This is a genomic window from uncultured Corynebacterium sp. (assembly GCF_902489365.1).
Classification (GTDB): Bacteria; Actinomycetota; Actinomycetes; order Mycobacteriales; family Mycobacteriaceae; genus Corynebacterium.
The window spans coordinates 14,678-33,670 of the sequence record NZ_CABTZR010000010.1 but is presented as its reverse complement, the minus strand read 5'-3'; the positions used below and the strand labels follow the sequence as shown (position 1 = coordinate 33,670).

18 protein-coding genes are annotated in these 18,993 nt (G+C 61.7%); 11 read left to right on the top strand and 7 right to left on the bottom strand.

Going from position 1 to position 18,993, the window contains the following annotated elements; translation table 11 throughout:
- Window positions 1–17 precede the first annotated feature (17 nt).
- Together RDN59_RS02865 and RDN59_RS02860 are read left to right on the top strand one after the other, a co-directional pair.
- Window positions 18–524, top strand: coding sequence for a polyadenylate-specific 3'-exoribonuclease AS (locus RDN59_RS02865; RefSeq protein ID WP_308606509.1), 507 nt, complete (start codon window positions 18–20; stop codon window positions 522–524).
- Window positions 525–597: 73 nt separating this feature from the next.
- Window positions 598–1,986: a class II 3-deoxy-7-phosphoheptulonate synthase gene (locus tag RDN59_RS02860; protein WP_158380980.1), complete on the top strand. Its 1,389-nt coding sequence runs from the start codon at window positions 598–600 to the stop codon at window positions 1,984–1,986.
- On the opposite strand, the gene RDN59_RS02855 is transcribed toward RDN59_RS02860, so the two are convergent.
- Window positions 1,983–3,221: a protein kinase gene (locus RDN59_RS02855; protein ID WP_308606508.1), complete on the bottom strand. Its 1,239-nt coding sequence runs from the start codon at window positions 3,219–3,221 to the stop codon at window positions 1,983–1,985. The genes RDN59_RS02860 and RDN59_RS02855 overlap by 4 nt on opposite strands.
- A gap of 50 nt (window positions 3,222–3,271) precedes the next feature.
- On the opposite strand from RDN59_RS02855, the gene RDN59_RS02850 reads away from it, so the two are divergent.
- Window positions 3,272–3,670, top strand: coding sequence for an Rv2175c family DNA-binding protein (locus tag RDN59_RS02850; RefSeq protein ID WP_308606507.1), 399 nt, complete (start codon window positions 3,272–3,274; stop codon window positions 3,668–3,670).
- On the opposite strand, the gene RDN59_RS02845 is transcribed toward RDN59_RS02850, so the two are convergent.
- From RDN59_RS02845 to RDN59_RS02835, 3 genes are read right to left on the bottom strand one after another with little or no spacing between them, the layout of a single operon-like run.
- Complete coding sequence (locus RDN59_RS02845) at window positions 3,639–5,186, bottom strand: alpha-(1->6)-mannopyranosyltransferase A (RefSeq protein WP_308606506.1); 1,548 nt, start codon at window positions 5,184–5,186, stop codon at window positions 3,639–3,641. The genes RDN59_RS02850 and RDN59_RS02845 overlap by 32 nt on opposite strands.
- Window position 5,187: 1 nt before the next feature.
- Complete coding sequence (locus RDN59_RS02840; protein WP_308606505.1) at window positions 5,188–6,279, bottom strand: polyprenyl synthetase family protein; 1,092 nt, start codon at window positions 6,277–6,279, stop codon at window positions 5,188–5,190.
- 43 nt (window positions 6,280–6,322) lie between these two features.
- Entirely contained in the window at window positions 6,323–6,895 is a 573-nt protein-coding gene (locus RDN59_RS02835; protein ID WP_308606504.1) for a GNAT family N-acetyltransferase, read from the bottom strand.
- Between the two features lie 253 nt (window positions 6,896–7,148).
- Between RDN59_RS02835 and RDN59_RS02830 the strand changes: the two genes are divergently transcribed.
- Both RDN59_RS02830 and RDN59_RS02825 read left to right on the top strand, forming a co-directional pair.
- Window positions 7,149–7,592, top strand: a complete 444-nt coding sequence (locus RDN59_RS02830; protein ID WP_308606503.1) for an SAV_6107 family HEPN domain-containing protein — start codon at window positions 7,149–7,151, stop codon at window positions 7,590–7,592.
- A gap of 153 nt (window positions 7,593–7,745) precedes the next feature.
- A complete protein-coding gene (locus tag RDN59_RS02825) occupies window positions 7,746–8,153 on the top strand; it encodes a DUF3040 domain-containing protein (RefSeq protein WP_308606502.1) in 408 nt (135 codons plus the stop codon).
- Window positions 8,154–8,226: 73 nt separating this feature from the next.
- Here the strand turns inward: RDN59_RS02825 and RDN59_RS02820 are convergent, their stop codons facing one another.
- The 3 genes from RDN59_RS02820 to RDN59_RS02810 are packed head-to-tail and all read right to left on the bottom strand — an operon-like array spanning window position 8,227 to window position 10,663.
- Window positions 8,227–8,793, bottom strand: coding sequence for a TetR/AcrR family transcriptional regulator (locus tag RDN59_RS02820; protein ID WP_308606500.1), 567 nt, complete (start codon window positions 8,791–8,793; stop codon window positions 8,227–8,229).
- Between the two features lie 35 nt (window positions 8,794–8,828).
- Window positions 8,829–9,518 (bottom strand): ABC transporter ATP-binding protein, encoded by a 690-nt coding sequence (locus RDN59_RS02815; RefSeq protein WP_308606499.1) that lies wholly within the window; start codon window positions 9,516–9,518, stop codon window positions 8,829–8,831.
- Window positions 9,515–10,663 (bottom strand): ABC transporter permease, encoded by a 1,149-nt coding sequence (locus RDN59_RS02810; protein ID WP_308606498.1) that lies wholly within the window; start codon window positions 10,661–10,663, stop codon window positions 9,515–9,517. Before RDN59_RS02810 ends, RDN59_RS02815 begins: the two co-directional genes overlap by 4 nt.
- Window positions 10,664–11,185: 522 nt before the next feature.
- Between RDN59_RS02810 and mraZ the strand changes: the two genes are divergently transcribed.
- From mraZ to murF, 6 genes are all read left to right on the top strand, one after another.
- Window positions 11,186–11,620 carry a division/cell wall cluster transcriptional repressor MraZ gene (mraZ, locus tag RDN59_RS02805; RefSeq protein WP_010190539.1) on the top strand — a complete coding sequence of 145 codons (435 nt, stop codon included), beginning with the start codon at window positions 11,186–11,188 and terminating at the stop codon, window positions 11,618–11,620.
- Window positions 11,621–11,794: 174 nt separating this feature from the next.
- A complete protein-coding gene (gene rsmH, locus RDN59_RS02800) occupies window positions 11,795–12,838 on the top strand; it encodes a 16S rRNA (cytosine(1402)-N(4))-methyltransferase RsmH (RefSeq protein ID WP_308606497.1) in 1,044 nt (347 codons plus the stop codon).
- The gene (locus RDN59_RS02795) at window positions 12,835–13,689 is read left to right on the top strand and encodes a hypothetical protein (RefSeq protein WP_308606496.1); all 855 of its coding nucleotides are present in this window, start codon (window positions 12,835–12,837) and stop codon (window positions 13,687–13,689) included. Before rsmH ends, RDN59_RS02795 begins: the two co-directional genes overlap by 4 nt.
- A 289-nt stretch (window positions 13,690–13,978) precedes the next feature.
- Window positions 13,979–15,847: a penicillin-binding protein 2 gene (locus RDN59_RS02790; protein WP_308606518.1), complete on the top strand. Its 1,869-nt coding sequence runs from the start codon at window positions 13,979–13,981 to the stop codon at window positions 15,845–15,847.
- A gap of 48 nt (window positions 15,848–15,895) precedes the next feature.
- Window positions 15,896–17,449: a UDP-N-acetylmuramoyl-L-alanyl-D-glutamate--2,6-diaminopimelate ligase gene (locus RDN59_RS02785; protein ID WP_308606495.1), complete on the top strand. Its 1,554-nt coding sequence runs from the start codon at window positions 15,896–15,898 to the stop codon at window positions 17,447–17,449.
- Window positions 17,446–18,981, top strand: coding sequence for a UDP-N-acetylmuramoyl-tripeptide--D-alanyl-D-alanine ligase (gene murF / locus RDN59_RS02780; protein ID WP_308606494.1), 1,536 nt, complete (start codon window positions 17,446–17,448; stop codon window positions 18,979–18,981). The genes RDN59_RS02785 and murF overlap by 4 nt, the downstream gene beginning before the upstream one ends.
- Window positions 18,982–18,993: the final 12 nt, after the last annotated feature.

The following is an 18,993-nucleotide window of genomic DNA, read 5'->3' as shown; positions in this document are numbered from 1 at the left end:
AGACTAGGATACGGGACGTGCGCTACTTCTACGACACCGAGTTTATCGAGGACGGATCGACCATTGAACTGGTCTCCATCGGCGTTGTCGGAGAAGATGGAAGCGAGTATTACGCCGTATCTACTGATTTTGATCCGAGCAAGGCCAACGCGTGGGTACGCGACAATGTGCTGGACAAGCTCCCGAGCCCGGCGGATCCGGTCTGGAAATCACGCGAGACCATCCGCGAGGAACTCCTGGAATTCTTGGGCCGCCACTCCACCCCCATCGAACTGTGGGCCTGGGTAGGGGCTTATGACCACGTGGTTCTCGCGCAGCTGTGGGGAGACATGGCGAGTCTGCCCAAGGGGCTACCGCGCTACACCCGGGAGCTCAAGCAGTACTGGGAATTCGCCGGCCGTCCCAAGCTACCTCCCGTGCCTAACGGTAACCACGACGCGTTGGTCGACGCCCGTCATAACCTGGCCAAGTTTCGCACCTGTGAGCAGCACTTGCCGCTGACTCGGGGCAACCGCGTGAGCTGATCGTGAATTAATACCGTGACCTAAAAGTCCATTAACTAACGCACGACAGGCCCAAGATGGTTAAATACTGGGTGTGAGTTGGACAGTAGATATTCCCAAAGAAGTGCTTCCTGATCTGCCGCCGCTGCCGGAGGGGATCAATGAGAAGTTCCAAGACGCCATTTCCCGTGAGGCCAAGCAGCAGCCGAGCTGGGATCAGCTGCAGGCTGATAACGTGCGAAAGATCCTGGAATCCGTCCCACCAATCGTTGTGGCCCCGGAAATTGAGGAACTCAAGCGCAAGCTTGCCGACGTCGCCTTGGGCAAAGCCTTCCTTCTCCAGGGCGGCGATTGCGCAGAGACTTTCGAGTCCAACACTGAGCCGCACATCCGCGGCAACATCAAGACCCTGCTGCAGATGGCGGTTGTCCTGACGTATGGCGCGTCCACCCCGGTGGTGAAATTGGGTCGTATCGCTGGCCAGTACGCCAAGCCGCGTTCCTCGGATCTGGATGCCAACGGCCTGTACAACTACCGCGGTGACATCGTCAATGGAGTGGAGGCCAACGAGGAGTCCCGCCGCCACGATCCCGCCCGCATGATTCGCGCCTACGCGAACTCCTCGGCGGCTATGAACCTGGTCCGCGCACTGACGCACTCCGGAACCGCGGACCTTTACCGCCTCCACGAGTGGAACCGCGAATTCGTGGCCAACTCCCCGGCGGGTGCTCGCTACCAGGCCTTGGCTGATGAGATTGAAAACGGCTTGGCTTTCATGAACGCCTGTGGGGTGTCGGATGAGACCCTGCGCTCGGCGGAGATCTACTGCTCCCACGAGGCCTTGCTGAAGGATTACGAGCGTTCCATGCTGCGCTTGGGTACGGACTCTAACGGCGAGACCAAGCTTTATGACCTGTCCGCGCACCAGCTGTGGATTGGTGAGCGTACCCGTGGTCTCGACGACTTCCACGTGGCGTTTGCTTCCATCATTGGCAACCCCGTGGGCATCAAGCTCGGTCCTGGCGTGACGCCGGAGCAGGCAGTGGAGTACGCGGAGAAGCTTGACCCGAACCGTGAGCCGGGCCGTCTCACCATGATTGCCCGTATGGGCCACGATAAGGTGCGCTCCGTACTGCCCCCGATCATCAAGGCAGTGGAGGACTCCGGCCACAAGGTGGTGTGGCAGTCCGATCCGATGCACGGAAACACCTTCACGGCGTCGAACGGCTACAAGACCCGCCACTTCGACAAGATTGTCGACGAGGTCCAGGGCTTCTTCGAGGTACACCGCGAGCTGGGCACCCACCCGGGCGGCGTGCACCTGGAGTTCACCGGTGAGGACGTCACCGAGTGCCTCGGTGGCGCTGAAGACATCACGGACGTGGATCTGCCGGGCCGCTACGAATCCGCCGTAGACCCGCGCCTGAACACCCAGCAATCGCTGGAGCTGTCCTTCCTCATCGCAGAAATGCTGCGCAACTAGTACGGTCTCCAGAGAATCGGCCAGGTGCCGTATTCTCCGGAGCCAAACCACCAGGCGGCCACGGCGACAGCCAAGGTGGCTAGGCCGACGAGGACGAGGAACCCGATGAACCCGACTGCGCTGCGGTTGCTCAACGGACGTTCCTCCGGCTCCTCCTCGGCCCCGGCCGCAAATGGTTCTGGAACGGCGGGGGAGGGTGCCGGGGTTTCTACCGGTGCGGCAGGCGGGGGGAAAGCGTCCTCGCGGGTTTCTGCCCGCGTTTCACGCGTGGGGGAATCGGGCGAGGGGATCGCAGAGGTTGCTTCGAAGACACGTGTGTTGTCCGTTCCCGAAAAGTCTGTGGGCACCGCGGCGGTACGCGCGGCAGCCGAGTTCCGCGGGACGGGGACCGTGAATTGCGGCAGTTGCAGTTCACGGGAAACGTCATCCAAAGCATCGAGGAATTCGCCAGCATCTGCGAAGCGTTCGGCTGGGTTACGCGCAGTGGCGGTGGCCACGAGGGCATCGAAAAGCATCGGCACCCCCTCGATGCGGGAGGAGGGTGCCACCACATCCGCGTGCACGCGCGCGGTGGCGTGCGCCAGCGGGGTGTCACCGTGGAAAGGGACCGTGCCCGTCAGCAACTCGAACAGAACGATTCCGGCCGAGTAGACATCGGAGGCCGGGGTGATATCCGCGCCGGTGACTTGCTCGGGGGAGAGGTAGCTTACGGTGCCGACGATCTGGCCGGAGCTATCATGTTCCGCCTTTGCGGAGCGCACCAAGCCGAAGTCACCCACCTTGACCCGGTGGTTATCGGTGATGAGAACGTTATCCGGCTTGATATCGCGGTGCACGAGGCCTGCGTGGTGGACTTCGGTGAGCCCGGCTAGCACGGAGTGCATGACCCCGGCCGCGGCATGCGGCGGCATGGGCCCGCGTTCGGCAAGGAGCTCTCGCAAGGTGCCGCCGGTAATGAGCTCCATGATGAGATAGATGGGTAAACCATCCGCAGAAAAGTCATGCACGGCGACGAGATTGGGGTGGCTCAGCTGCGCCATGGCGCGGGCCTCGCGTTCGAAGCGGGTGACGAAGACAGGGTCATCGTGGTAGCGCTCATCCATGACCTTGGCGGCCACTGCGCGGCCGAGGCGCATGTCGACACAGCGATACACGGTGGACATGCCACCGCGAGCGATCGGCTGATCGATTCGGTAGCGTCCCTCAAGAATGTCGCCCACGTTCAGCCTTGTCATGGATTCCAGTATGGCCGATCGGCGCCCCAAAGTGTGATCCGGCTACAGTTGTGTCCGTGACTAATTCTGAGAACAACTTCGAGAATCCCCACCCAGAACTACCGCAGCTCCTCGCTGGTGAAAAGCTGCTGACGCTAAAAGAAGTTGCTGAAAAGCTCGATCTCCCCATCACGCGCGTCTTCGATCTGCTCAACGCGCGTAAGTTCATCGTGTGGCGAAACGCCGAGGGGGAGCGCCTCGTTCCGGAGGCGTTCTTCAACTCCAAGGGCGTCATTTCCAAGCACGTGTCCGGTGTCATTACAGTTCTTTCGGACAACGGATGGGGCGATAACGAGATCCTGGCGCACCTCTTTACCGAGGATGAGTCTCTACCGGGCCGCCCCATCGACGCACTGCACGGCCATCTCGCGCGGGAGGTTATTCGGCGCGCGCAGGCTTCGGCGTTTTAGGCGCTGTCGTCGCACCTGCTGCATTCGGTTCACCCGTGGTGCGGGGAACACCGTCGAAAATCCATTGCGTGGACAACCAAGCCACGACCACCATCGCAATCACCCAGAACCAGTTGTAGAGCTGGTGATTGCCGTCGCCGGCGAAGGCCACACCAATAAAGAGAGCTGCGCCGGTGGTGAGCTTAATCAGGGGCAGTGGCGGGCGGAAGGTTCCCATGAGCGTGAGTACTGAGGCGTAGTACCACGGCAGCGTCACAGAGTTGAAGACGAACGCCACCTGGTAGGCCGCGGCCGTGGCGGCAATGGCGCGGCGAATGCCCGTGCGCCCCCACCACCACACAAGGGCAAGGCCCAGGAGCATCAGAAGCATCGCGGCCGAGCGCAGTACGGTGAGAACGCCGTTATAGGTGGTGTCGGGGGAGAAGACCTGGATGAGCGGCACGAGAATATCGGCCAGCAGGGTGGGACCAGCCAAGGGGTTGATGACCTTAGAGTTGCCGCTGATTTGTGACAGCCAGCCCCAGGAGCTTCCCGACGCCCACGTGATCGCCGCTACCGCCAACGCGACCTCCGCCACGGCGATAACGCCGGATAACAGGAAGAACCCGAGGCGCTTGAGCGGCTTCGTTCCCTTCGGCGCCCAGCGGTGCAGCATGAGCCACACGATAAACGGCGCGGCGAAGACGGCGGTGGCTTTAAGGGAGACTGCCACGCCAACGAGTATGAGGCTGAGGTGGAACTTGTGGTGCACAGCAGCGAGAAGGCCCAGCGATACCAGCCCCACCATGACTGATTCGTTGTGCATGCCGCCGATCAGATGCAAAATCATCACCGGATTCGCCACTCCCAACCAGAGTGCTAGGGCTGGATCACCGCCAATGCTTCGGGCTAGGCGTGGAATTGACCAGGCGATGGCTGCAAAACCAAGGACGGAAATTGCCTTGTAGACGATGATGCCCGCAGCAACGTTATCGCCCACGAGGTGGGTGACCCCGTTGCCCATCCACAGGTGTAGCGGCCCGTAGGGTGTAGTGGTGTTGCGCCAGTCGTGAGAGACCTCAAGCAGGAAGGGGCCGGGGTTAACGGCTGCGCCCTCGACGTAGGGGTCGAAACCATCGCGCACCATCGCGCCTTGCATGAGGTAGGAGTACACGTCCCGGGAAGCCAGCGGTGCGGCGCACAGCAGCGGGGTGACCCAGCAGATCAACATCCGGCGGATGTCTGCCAGTGCACCGTCTGGCTGCGGGTTCTTGAGCTGTGGGGCGATGAAGTGGCGGCCCGCCAACACCCATGCGGCGACGAGGCCAAACAGTCCGACCCAGTAGAGGACCATGCCGATGTTGCGGCCGTGGCCATAAGCAAGGAAGCTGATGTTGAGTGCCTCAAGAAAACCTCCGCGATTCCGGGTCGCGCCGCCGGAGAAGGAGGCGAGCGCCAAGACGATCGCGGAGACGATGCCCAGTGGCAGGGGATGAGGAATGCGCAGGGGCACACGCGTGGATGCGGAGCGGGCCATGCTACATCCGCCGGGCCGTGGACTTGTGGGCAAGTTCTTCCAAGACCGCCGTGACCTCGGGGTCAACCTGTGCGTTGTGCAGATGATCGAGGCCGGAACGTGTGAGATCGCTGATGCGCTGCTCGACGACATCCGGCGCCCCGGAATCGGCAATGATCTGGGCCATGCGGGCGATATCTGCGGGATCCTCTGTTTGGCCGATGAGGCGGCGAAGCTCCGCAGCAGCAGCGGGATCGGTGGCATCCGCACGTTGCAGAGCCAATGACAAGAGGACCGTGCGCTTGCCTTCGCGCAGATCATCACCGGCGGGTTTGCCGGTAATTGCTGGGTCACCAAAGACTCCCAACAAATCATCGCGCAGCTGGAATGCGACCCCGATGTCTTGTCCATAGCCGCGGAAAGCGGCAACAAGCTTCTCGGGTGCTCCCGCTACTGCTGCACCCAAATGCAGCGGGCGCTCGATGGTGTACGCAGCGGTCTTGAAACGGTTCACTGAGTCAGCCAACGTTGCATCCTCGGAGCCTTCCGCTTCGAGGCAAATATCCAGCATTTGCCCGCCAATAACCTCACGGCGCATCGCCCGCCATGGCGCACGAGCGCGCGCGAGCGCCTCGGGGCTCAGGCCGGAATCCTGGAGCATGTCCTCGGCCCAGACTAAGGCCATGTCGCCCACAAGGATAGCGAGAGACTGCCCGAAGAAGTCAGCGTCACCGCTGAGCCCGAGCTCCCGATGGCGAGCGGCTACGCCACGGTGGACGGTGGGATTGCCGCGGCGTGTATCGGAAGCATCCACGATGTCATCGTGGATGAGGGCGCAAGCCTGGATGAATTCTAGGGAAGAAGCTGCGCGGAGCATCGCCTGTGGGGACTCCGTGCCCTCGAGCCCATGTGCGCCGACAAAACCTGCCCATGCGTAGAGAGGGCGGATGCGTTTTCCACCGTCCAGCACGAAGGATTCCAAATAAGAGATCGCGTTAGTCACCGGCGAACCGATGGACGCGATGGCGTCGCGCTGACTATCTAGGAACAGCGCGAGCTCCTTGCGTACGGCTACGGGAATATCGTCCAGGGAAGGTATTTGCGGAGTAGTCACGCCTGCCACTCTACCTGGGCAGGTGAACGGTTTAGACGCCAGGTTAAGCGGTACCGGCTGGTGCTAGCGGCACTGCTGATTGCAGGATGGCAAAGGGGCGTGAATCGGCGGGGTAATGGAGCTGGCGAAGGAAGTCGCTAAAGCCCATTTTGCGGTAGAGGCCGAAGGCGGAGTTTGCCTCGTTGGGAACTTCCGGAGTGGAAAGCAGGATGTAGCGCGCGGGAAGGTTCCACGCTAAGGCTTCGAGCAGTGCGCGCCCTAGGCCGCGGCCCTGTTCTCCAGGCAGCACGTGGATCTCCGCCAGTTCGAAATAGTTGTGGAGAACCTCTTCTTGCTCCGGGGTTGCGCCGCCGTTGCTGGAGAGCGCTCGGCGGAGTTGCTTGTCCCACCAGGTATCAGGAGAGCCTAGAAAGCCGTAGGCAAAGCCGGTGATGCCGTCTTCGGTGGTGGCCGCCACGCAGGAAAACCCCGGGCGTATGAGATCTCCGCGCCACCGCATGATGGAGCTGTTGCGTACTGAGGGGTCATAGTTCATTGCTGCAATGTAGATATCCACCAAGTGCGGCAGGGCAATGGCGAACTCTTGGGGGCTTAGGCGGCGCAGCGTGTAACTCACATGTCTAATAACAACAGATTCTTGCGGTATGTGAAAGCAGGCGGCGAACCCTTCCCGGGCAAATTTGACGTGCATGTTCGAAAAGTATGGAGAAGTTCGGTAAATCTATTGTCAAAATCGAACAAGTGAACTAAAATTGGGGGTGGATGTAGGAAGGTGGCTTTAAGGTGAATTGCGTCAACAAACAGCGACAGGAAATCAACAACACAGTCTCTATCGACAAGCTCAGGATGAAGCCCAAGGGGGAGAGGTCATGGCACAGGTAATCTCAGCAACAGCAGCGGCGCGGAGCCGTAACCGGGAGGCGTTGCAGTGTGTACGCCGGGATCGTTTCGTGGGGCAAGCGTTGGATTTGTTGGCGGACGCGCGCCAGAGCGCCGCGGAGGGGCGTTTCGCGGATGCTTTAGAAATGGCCTACCGCGCATCGCTGCGCGCTGCCGGTGCTCGCGTGGCGGCGTCTACGGTGTCACGTCGCCGGCGCTTGCCTACCTCCGCTTGGGAGCAAGTGGCGCTCATCGGCCCGGCTGATGCGCAGTGGGCAGCGGAATTTAAGGACTATTCGCGTGTGCGTTCGCGAGTGGCATCCGGACTGGATCCGGTCCCTGATCCTGATACGGTTTATCGCTATGTGGCGCTTGCCGCCCGCTATGTGGATGCGACTGAGTCTGAGCTGGGGTTCGGCGGTCTTGCGGCTTAATGCGGAGCGCAGGCCCTGGCGGTGGGGTGAAGTGCGGTTAAAAACGTGCGGACTGTCTTTGCGGGAACTATCTCGCTATCCTTGACGTTATAGAGGTAGTAATCCTATTTCCCAGTTCCACTACCTAAACCCCAACCCACTACGGAGGACGCTGTGGCCCTTTCTGAGCACGAACAGCAAGCGTTGCGTGAAATTGAGCAGTCGTTGCTGGCCAATGATCCTGATTTTGGTGCGTCGGTGTCCGGTGAAACTTCTTTCGGCGCGAACTCGGGCGCTATCACCCTCCGTGGGGTTGCCTTGATTGTTGTCGGTCTCTGCATGATGGTGGGCGGAATTGCATTGGCCCAGCAATCCCTGTGGTTTGTAATCCTCTCGGTCCTCGGCTTCCTGGTCATGTTTGGATCCGGCGTCTGGATGCTGCGCGGGAACTCGGAAGATTCTCTGGCTGCAGTCGGTGCGCAGTCGTCCATTCGGGGCCGCGGCAAGCAATCCAAGAAGGGGGGTAGTGACGTTGGAAACCGCCTCGAAGACAATTTCCGTCGTCGCTTTGAAGGCCGCTAAGCGCATAAGCGCCTAAAAGCCGGTCCGAAGAGCCCTCCGCTGTAATCCGCGGAGGGCTTTTTGATGCGGTGGCCTAGGGCAGGATGGCTTCGGCCATTGCGTAAAGGGTTTGCGTTGCGCTCTTGAGCTTTTCCGGTGAGCCGTCCGCCAGTTCAGAGGCTCGGACGATGGCCGCATTGAGCAACGAGATATCTACTGAGGAAACGCCGGGGCAGAACTCGTCAACGATGGAGGCGAATCCGCCATGTGACTTCTGCACTGCCTCGTCAGCAAAGGCTTGGGGGAAGTGCTGTGCGGCGGTCATCAAATGGCCGTGCGCACTATGAATAAAGAGCTCGAGCGTAGCGTCGACATAGGCGTGGATACGCTTCTTAGGCTCCGGGGAGGCTACCGCCATGGCAGACTCGAGCTGCTCATTCCACGATTGGGTGGCCTGAATTAGCAGCTGCACCAGTAAATCGTGCTGGGATGATACGTATCGATAGACGCTGGGTCGGGCAAGACCGACCTCCGCGGCGACTTCGGCCAAGGTGGGGACTGCACCATGGCTTGTGATGATCAGCTTTTCGGCAGCCTCGAGCACCGCGCGGTGCTGGACGGCGCGGTGCTCGGCTACTGTCGTTTCAGTGATCTTTGGCATGCGTGTGAGTCTACGTTAAGCTGCGCATTCTTTGCTTATCGCTGGGCGGAGGTGGTGGCCGGTGTTAAGCGGCCGTCGACCATCTCATAGACCTTGTCGCAGTGATCGAGAACCTCGTAGTCGTGAGTGACCATAACGCCCGCGACGTTGAAGTCATGGCACTCTTGTGCCAAGAGCGCAACGATCTCCTGGGAGCGTGCGCGATCCAGGGCTGCGGTGGGTTCGTCGACAAGCAGCACCTGTGGGTCGCCAACGAGTGCGCGCGCGATGCCAACGCGCTGCCGTTCACCGCCGGACAGGCTACCCGGGCGGTGCTTGGCGCGATGTTTCATGCCAACCTTGTCGAGGAGTTCGGTGCTGGAGTAGCGCCCAGTCTTACCAATGACTTTGCTGGCCAGTTCGATCTGTTCCTCCGCAGTCAACGCGGAAGGAAGGTTGCCTGTGGACTGGAATACGAAGCCGATGTGGTTGCGGCGGATCTGCGCCAGGTCGGCGTCGCCAAGCTGCACAATATCTTCGCCCGCAACGAGGACCTGGCCGGAATCGGGCGTCGTCAATGCGCCCGCAACAGCGAGCAGCGTGGACTTGCCGGAACCTGAAGGTCCAACCACAGCAACAAATTCGCCGGGGTTGATACTGAGGTTGACGGAATCGAGTGCCTTAACCTGCGAGTCGCCGTCGCTGTAGCTGACGGTGACGTCTTTTAGTTCCAAAGCTGGGCTCATCGGTTTTCTCCTAGGGCTGCGAGGGGGTTGGTTCGGGTGACACGGACAACGGCGATGAAAGCGCCGAGCAATCCAGCGACGAAGAGGATGAGGCCGCCACTGATGACGGAACTGAATTCGGTGGCATAAGGCATGGCAGTCTGCTCCAGGAGGCTGCCCAGACCCACGGCGACAAGCGCACCTGCCAGGATGGACAAGATAAGGATGACGACTGCCTGTCCGAGGCTATCGCGCAACAAGAAGCCCTTGGTTGCGCCCATCGCGCGGAGGGTGGCGATATTGCCGGCCCGCTGAATGGTCCACACGAGGAAGAAGGCGCCGGTCACGAGCGCGGCAATGACATACAGGAACCACGTGATCATGGACAAGGTCATCATCTCAGCGGTATAGCCGGGGGAGGAGTCGAAGCTCTCCTTGAGGGTTCGAACATCAAGGCCGGACTGTTCCGTGAGGGCGTCGGTGTCCGGCTTGTCTGCCGTGCGGGCGACGATGACGGAGGCTTCGTCATAAGCGTCTGGGTTCACGGCTTCGCCGTGGCGCCCGCCGGCGTGGATTTCTTGCCAGATGTCGAGCGGCAGGTAGGCCACGTCCACGTGTCCGAAGGTGCGCTGGTTATCGGTGAACCCAACGACATTCAGCGGGATGTCCAAGCGATCGAGCGTGATGGTGTCGCCGACCTCGATGCCCTCGTCTTGCAGGGTGGAGGAGACGACGATGTCGTGCTTGGTGTTGCTGGGCTGACCGTCGACCCGGTTGGTGTCAAGTGCGGGCAAGCCTGCCGGTGCCACGAAGGAGTCCGGTTCTACTCCCAGCAGGGTCAGGTCCACTGCCGTGCCGTCTTGGTTATGGGCATTGGCGATGGTCAGTCCAAGAGGAGCGGCTTCCTCCACGCCGTCGTGCTGAGCGAAGGATGTGCTATCAGAGGCGTTGACAACCGAGCGTGTGAAAGCTGAATCTTTCTGGGTGCCGTCGGCGAAAGCGACGACGTCGGCATCCATCGCTTTTAGTCCGGAGACGCCGTCGTTGACCAAACCTGCTGTGAGGCCGGAGATGATGACGACGAGCATGGACATGAGGGCAAGGACCACGCCCATGAGGATGAATCGGGTACGCGCGAAGAGCATCTCGCGCCAAGCTAGATACATAGGGGATCTTCCTAGTGGGTGAAGAAAATTGATGAGGTGCCATCCCATAGTTCGCAAGATGGCAACACTCTGTTTCTATCATAGAAACGGGGCGTTTCTAAAAGGGGGTGGTGGCGACGGTGCTTTTTGACGCCCTCCCTCAATTCCCCACTTTCACCCACCGTGCGCGGGCTAGGGGCTGGAGCCCTGGGGGCCGCTGACGGTTTTGTGGGGATGGGGCGGACAAAGCTGCAGGATTCTGGGGCTGGTGGGGAGATTTAGCTTCTAAGGGGTGGGAGTTGCGTACGTGATTACGCGGGGAAGACCTCTACTTTGGCGGTATGTCAAGGGGGTGCCGGGAAAACTTCCCACCGGAAAAACAGCTTTTTATCTGGGGATTTAGTGTGACACGCGGGCGGGAGGGGTGTTAAAGGTGTTGGTGGTGGGGGAAAGTGGGGTAGAGTGGGGTACAGCGGAGGAGAGTTGTTCTCTTGTCGCGAGAGGAATCCGGAGTTTTCGAGTGACAGGAAGGTGGACCCGGGGATGTTTCTCGGCACCTACACTCCCAAGCTCGATGACAAAGGGCGGCTTACGCTTCCAGCGAAGTTTCGCGAAGAACTGGCCGGTGGCCTCATGGTCACCAAGGGGCAGGACCACTCGCTTGCGGTGTACCCGCGCGAGGAGTTCGCGGCACGAGCCAGGAAGGCTGCGGCTGTGTCTCGTACCAACCCAGACGCGCGTGCGTTCATTCGTAACTTGGCAGCGAGTGCGGACGAACAGCGTCCCGATGGGCACGGGCGTATCACGCTGTCTGCAGGCCACCGTGAGTACGCAAACCTGACGAAGGAATGCGTAGTCGTGGGGTCGGTCGACTTCCTCGAAATCTGGGACGCAGCCGCATGGGCTGAATACCAGGCGCAAACTGAAGACGCTTACTCGGCGGCAGACGCCGATGACGTACTTGCCGGACTGCTTTAGGGCTAGCCCGGTGCACCGAGAGTGCGTGTACGGACTCTGCCCGAGGAGGATGAGCTGGTGTACTTCCCCGACATCAGAACCCTTCCTCGGACAGGGCCCTATACGCACTCGATTTTTTATCGACCAGAGCAGACAGCAGCCTCAGGCGCCTGAACGGAAAGGGGGACAGCAGCTGTGGACCGCAACGGCACCATTACCTACGACGTGAACGACAACCACGGCCATGTCCCCGTCATGCGTGCGCGCATGGCCCAGCTGCTCGCCCCAGCGGTTGAAGCGGCAGGGGAGAACGCAGTGATTGTCGACGGCACCCTAGGCGCCGGCGGCCACAGTGAGTACTTCCTCAACTGCTTTCCGGCCGCACGCATCATTGGCGTGGACCGTGATTCCGCCTCCTTGAGCAATGCTTCTCGACGTCTCAGCCCCTTCGCTGACCGCTTCGTCGCCGTCAACGCGCGTTTCGACGAGGTGGGCAGCGCCATTGCGCAGGGCGAGCACGAAATCTTTTCTATCGCGCGGGAGCACGGCATTGCCGGGGCGCTGTTTGATCTTGGTGTGTCATCCATGCAGCTCGATCAGGTAGACCGCGGATTTGCGTACAAGACCGATGCACCGCTGGATATGCGCATGGACCCACGTCAGGAAATGACGGCCGCCGACATCCTGAATACGTATAGTCACGGCGAGCTTGCGCGCATCCTCAAGACTTATGGCGATGAACGCTTCGCCGGCAAGATTGCATCCGCTGTGGTCAGGGAGAGAGAAAAGGAACCATTCAGCAACTCCGCGCGGTTGGTGGACCTGTTGTACGCCGCTATCCCGGCGGCAACGCGCCGCACTGGCGGCCACCCAGCGAAGCGAACCTTTCAGGCTTTGCGCGTCGAGGTCAACCGCGAGCTTGAAGCGATTGAGCAGGTTATCCCTGTGGTAACGGACGCCCTGGCCGTTGGTGGGCGCGCGGTGTTTATGAGCTACCAGTCGCTCGAAGATCGCATCGTTAAGCATGCCTTCACCAAACTCAGCACCTCGACCACACCGGCGGGCCTGCCCATGGATCTTCCGGGCACCGCTGCGCACTACTCCATTGTGACGCGCGGCGCGGAGAAGGCGAGCGAGGAGGAGATTGCAGAGAACCCGCGGGCAGCGTCCGTCCGGGTACGCGCACTCGAACGCCTCGAGGGCACTCCGTCATTTCATGAACCGGGAGGTAGGCCATGACGCTGAGAGATCGAACCGCACAGGCAATTCACCACCGCGACCACGAGAGGACCCACACCATGGGAGCTAGCCGCGATTTCACCACCGGATCTGATTTCTCCGGTCAGGGAACCGCGCTGCTGGAGCGGGGACGCCGCACCACCCCGTTGCCCAGTCGCACGCCGCATCGCGGTACTGTGCCCGCCCGCCGGGTCGGAACGGGTCTCCGAGGAAACCGTCTTGGTTCGAAGCAGATAGTGAGTAATCGTGGGCGCCGTGTCGTGCAGCCCACTCGGGTTACTGGCCTGTTCGCTCGCCTTTCTTTCATCGCCATTGGCATGCTCATCACTGGTGTGGCAGCGGCGATGTGGCTCTCTGGCCTGTCGACGTCCCAGACCTTTAAAATTCAGGAGCTTACTGCCCACGAATCCACGCTGGATAACCAGCTGGAAACTCTTAACCGAGACTTGGAGAATGTGCGTTCGGCGTCGGACGTCGCCCGCCGCGCCCACGAGGCCAAGATGGGCGTCCCGGTTCAGCCTGGCGTAGTGGAAGTCGATGCAGACGGAAATGTGGAACAGAAGCGCGAAGCCACCCCGGATATGGAATCGGTCATCGACGTAAACGGCGAACCGGTCCGCCCGGGCCAGGCCTCGAGTGACCCGGACGCGACGGCGAACGTGTCCGACAACCTGAACGCCCGTCCGACGCTGAGCGAGAGAAACCGCGAGCGCGAAGGCACCGAGTCGGGTGCGTCTCGTTCGGACAACCACCCAGACGGCGGTGAATCCACCAATGACGGACAGCCGGCCGAAGGGAACGTAGAACTGCCGGACATCCCGGCCCAGGCTCCCTACGCCGCCCGCGGGTAGATTCCATCCCCGCTCCGCGCGTGCCTGCGTGGGCGGGCGGCGATTATAGGGCACAATTCGGGATGTACCACTGATTATTGACCCATCTTCGCTGCAGACAGAAAGGTGACGTGTGACCCCACCACACTCCGGTGGCCCGCGCCCGAGGCGCGCTTCCGCCGCCCGTGCCGCCCAACCACGCGGTACCTCTCACCAACCACGGCAGCGTTACGACGCCGACCGCGTCGTTCCCGCGACCCGTTCACGGAACCCGCGCACCGGCAAGCCCTTCATGAGCCAGCAGAAAACGATGCGCCGTCGCGTGCACGTCATCGCGGCTTTGCTGCTCGTCGTGATGCTGGCGTGGATGGGGCGCCTCGCGTGGGTACAGATCGTGTGGGGTCCCGACTTGGCGGCGAAGGCCGCTGCGCAGAGAACCCGCGTTTACGTCGATACGGCCGGACGCGGCGAGATCCTTGCGCGCGATGGCCAGCGGTTGGCCTACACGATGCGCGCCCGATCCTTGACCGTCTCACCTACTCGCCTGCGAGATGAGCTCCGTGAACAGGAAGAGCAAAAGGCCGTCGGCGAGGCTCACTTTGAGTCGTTGGCACCCGATGCCAAAGAGACTTTCCTCGACGACAAGGTGACAGAGCGGCTCACCGACATGTCGGAGGGCATCCCGAACAAGCTCAAGGAAGCCGGCATCGATGCCGGGGACGTGGATTCGGAGCAAATCATGGACAAGCTCCGTGCCGATACTCAATACGAGGTCCTCGTGCGCAACGTTGATCCGGATGTCGCGGTGGCTATCTCCGAGGACTACCACGGGCTCGCCGCTGATGAGCAGCAGATCCGCCAGTACCCCAACGGTGCTATTGCTGAGAACGTCATAGGCAAAGTGTCCATGGACGGCCAAGGCCAGTTTGGTTTCGAGGCCTCCGGCGATACCACACTGACGGGTATTGACGGCAGCTCCACCGAGGACGTTTCAGCCAGCGGTCAGGTCATTCCCGGCACCTTGCGCGATCAGGTGCCCACCACCGACGGCAAGAACGTCACGTTGACGCTCGATCTGGATCTGCAGACCTACGTGCAGCAGAAGCTGGAAAAGGCAAAGGCTAATTCGAAGGCAAAGAGCGCCGAGGCAGTCGTTCTGGACGCCGCCACGGGTCAGGTTCTGGCCATGGCGAATACCGGCACCATCGACCCGAACAAGGACATCGAAAAGCAGCTGGAGAAGGATAAGACCTTCGATAACCTCGCCGTCTCGCACCCCTTTGAGCCAGGTTCGGTGGCAAAGATCATCACCGCCGCGGCAACCATTGAGGAGGGCCTTACGAATCCCGATGAGGTCCTCCAGGTTCCTGGCTCCATCGACATGGCTGGCGTGAACGTCAGCGATGCCTGGCAGCACGGTGTCGAGCCTTATACCACGACGGGTATTTTTGGTAAGTCGTCGAACGTGGGAACGCTCATGTTGGCCGACCGTCTAGGCCAAGACAAATACGCCGACTACCTCAAGAAGTTCGGTCTCGGTCAGACCTCCGGAATCGAGCTGCCCAACGAGTCGCCGGGCCTGGTGCCCGATCGTTCGCAGTGGTCCGGCGGCACCTTTGCCAACCTCCCCATCGGCCAAGGTCAGGCATGGACAGCGCTGCAGTTGGCCTCCATTTACCAGACGCTGGCCAACGACGGTGAGCGCATTGAACCGCGCATCATTGAGTCGATCACCGCGCCCGACGGGACAAAGGAAGAACTAGAGAGGCCCGAAACCACCCGCGTGGTCAGTCCCGAAACAGCGCGCACTGTCGTGGACATGTTCCGCGCTGTCTTCCAGGAGGATCCGCAGGGGCTGAACAACGGTACAGCCGGCAACGCACAGATCGAGGGCTATCAGCTCTCCGGCAAGACTGGTACCGCGCAAAAGGTCGACGAGGAGACGGGGGCATACTCTAACTCCAAGTACTGGATCACGTTCGCGGGCATCGCGCCTGCCGACGATCCCCGCTTCGTCGTCGCCGTCATGCTCGACGAGCCCGAATCCGGTGTCAACGACGATGGCTCCGGCGGCCAGTCTGCAGCGCCTGTGTTCAGTGACATCGCATCCTGGCTGCTTGATCGCGACAATATTCCGCCTTCGCCGCCAGCCCCGCACCTGACCCTGCGTGCCGAATAGATAGCTCCCGCCGCGAATAACCTACAGAGATAGAGAAGAGGACGCACCGTGACCAGCAGTATCAGCCTTGAGCGCCTAGCAGAAATTTCTTCGGGCACCGTGATCGGGGATGCCTCGACCACCGTGGGCTCCTGCGGACTAAACTCCGCGACCCTGCCACCTGGCGGTCTCTTCGCTGCGCTTCCGGGAACGCGCGTTCATGGCGCACGCTATGCCGCGGACACCGCTGCAGCTGCGATTCTGACCGACCCGGAAGGCCAACGCATCCTTGCCGAAGCAGGAGAAGCACGCCCACTTCTTGTGGTCGAGGATATCCGCGCCATCCTCGGACACGTCTCCGCGGAGATCTATGGGCACCCCACCGAAAAGCTCACCATTCTTGGCGTGACGGGTACGTCCGGTAAAACTACGACGAGTTACCTGCTGGAAGCGGGGCTTTTGCACGCGGGATTGTCTGTGGGCCTTATCGGCACCACGGGCACTCGCATTAACCGCGAGCCAGTGCCTACCTCGCTGACGACTCCCGAGGCTCCCACGTTGCAAGAGCTCTTCGCCCGCATGGTGGACGAGGGGGTAACGCACGTGGTCATGGAGGTGTCCTCCCACGCGCTTTCCCTGGGCCGCGTTCAGGGTACGCGTTTTGCCGTTGGCGGATTCACTAACTTGAGCCAGGACCACCTCGACTTCCACCCAACGATGGAGGACTACTTCGAGGCGAAGGCCATGCTTTTCGACGGTCCCCAAGCCGCCGACCGCTCCGTTGTCTGTATCGACGACGAGTGGGGACGACGCATGGCGCAGCGCGCCGCGGCGCGTCCGGTCATGAAAGTGTCCACGAACGCGGAGGCCACCGAGGTGGAATTCACCGCCCGCCAACTCAGCACCGAGGCCACCGGCGCACAGCAGGTGGAGCTGACGGTGTCCACCGGAGAGCACGCTGGTTCCTATGAATTCCGGCTGCCCATGCCGGGCACTTTCAACATCGCCAATGCGGCCTTGGCCACCGGCATGGCCGCAGCCAGTGGCATCGAGCCGCGCGTCTTCTTGGAAGGCGTAGAAAAGGTGGCGGTCCCGGGCCGCATGGAACGCATCGACCGCGGCCAGCAGTTTGTCGCCGTGGTCGATTATGCACACAAGCCAGCTGCGGTCACCGCGGTCCTCGATACCCTGCGTGCGCAGCTGGAAGGCAGCAGCGGCCGGATCGGAATCGTCGTCGGCGCGGGAGGTGACCGCGACTCTTCCAAGCGCCCGCTCATGGGGGCGGCCGCCGCGAAGGGCGCCGATATGGTCGTGATCACCGATGACAACCCCCGCACCGAAGACCCAGCAGCCATCCGCGCGGCAGTGCTCGCGGGAGCGCGCGAAGCGAACCCGGAGGCCGATATCCGAGAGGTCGGCTCCCGTGCCAAGGCCATCGACGAAGTCGTGGCGTGGGCGCAGCCGGGCGATGCCGTTATCGTCGTCGGCAAGGGCCACGAAGTGGGCCAGCTGATTGGTGATACCGTTCACCACTTCGACGACCGCGAGGAGATGGCGCGTGCACTTGATGCCGCGAAGACAGCGACTACCCTGAGTACCGAAGAATCCAAGGAGCAAGCATGATTGCGTTAAGCCTCGCTGAGATAGCTCAGATCACGGGCGGCCGCCTGGATAGCGTCGACGAGCCAGAGACCCCAGTGACCGGCTTTGTTGAGTTCGATTCTCGCAAGGTCACTCCGGGTGGACTCTTCGTGGCACTGCCCGGAGCCCGCGTCGATGGCCACGATTACGCCCACACCGCGGTGGAGAAGGGAGCCGTCGCCGTCTTGGCTGCCCGGCCGGTAGGTGTACCCGCCATCGTCGTGGAGCCGCGCGGACGCGTAGAAGGTGACGGTGCCAACGCCGATATCTATGCCAACGATGTCGATGGCTCCGCCGCCGCTGTCGTCGAGGCGCTGTCCGCGCTGGCCCGTGCGGTAACGCAGCGGCTGGCGACAGAGCAGGATTTGACCATCGTGGGAGTGACGGGTTCGGCGGGCAAGACCTCCACCAAGGACCTCATCGCCACCATCTTCCGCGAGGTGGGGGAGACCGTCGCCCCGCCCGGCTCCTTCAACAATGAAATTGGGCTTCCGTATACGGCTCTGCGCTGTGATGAGCACACGCGCTACCTCGTGGCGGAGATGTCGGCCCGCGGTATCGGGCACATCCGCCACCTCACCGAAATCACCGCTCCGCGCGTCGGCGTGGTCCTCAACGTCGGCTCCGCGCACCTTGGCGAATTTGGCTCGCGCGAGAATATCGCGCAGGCCAAGGGAGAGCTGGTGGAGGCACTGCCGAGCGCGGAAGCGGGCGGTGTGGCCGTCCTCAACGCCGACGATCCTTTCGTCGCCGCAATGGCGACGCGCACGGGGGCCAAAGTGGTGTACTACTCCACGGCTAACCGCCGCGGCGGCGCGCCGACCGCGCAGTACTATGCCACCAACATCGAGCTCGATGACGTGGCCCGCCCCTCCTTTATCCTCCACAGCCCCAACGCTGAGCCAGTCGCAGTGAAACTGCAGGTATTTGGTTCCCACCAGGTGTCTAATGCATTGGCCGCGGCAGCGGCAGCCATCGAGCTAGGGGTATCGGCGGCCACGGTAGCTGCTGCGCTTTCTGGGCACCGCCTAGCCTCCGAGCACCGCATGGACGTGCGCACGCGCCGCGATGGTGTCACCATCATTGATGATTCCTACAACGCCAACCCGGATTCGATGCGCGCGGCGATTGCCGCCTTGGCCTATACCGCCGCAGCACGCCCCGATGCCCGCTCCATCGCGGTGCTTGGTGAGATGGGAGAGCTCGGCAGCGATGCCGAACAATCGCACCGCCAGCTCGGGGAGATATTGGCCAAATACCACGTGGAGCACCTCGTCGCGGTGGGAGAGAACCCCAACTGCCGGGCAATGATTGAGGCGGCTGCGCAGCAAGGTATAAATACAATGGTGTGCGCCGATGCCGCGGCTGCCGCACGGGCGGTCGACGGCATTCTGCGCGCGGCCCCGGCAGGGGTCGATGATTGGGCTAGCCGTAGCGTTAAGGACGTGGTCTTGATTAAGGCCTCCAATGCCCAGCGCCTCTGGTTGGTCGCGGAGCAGCTGAACCACAGCTAGCCGCTAGAAAGG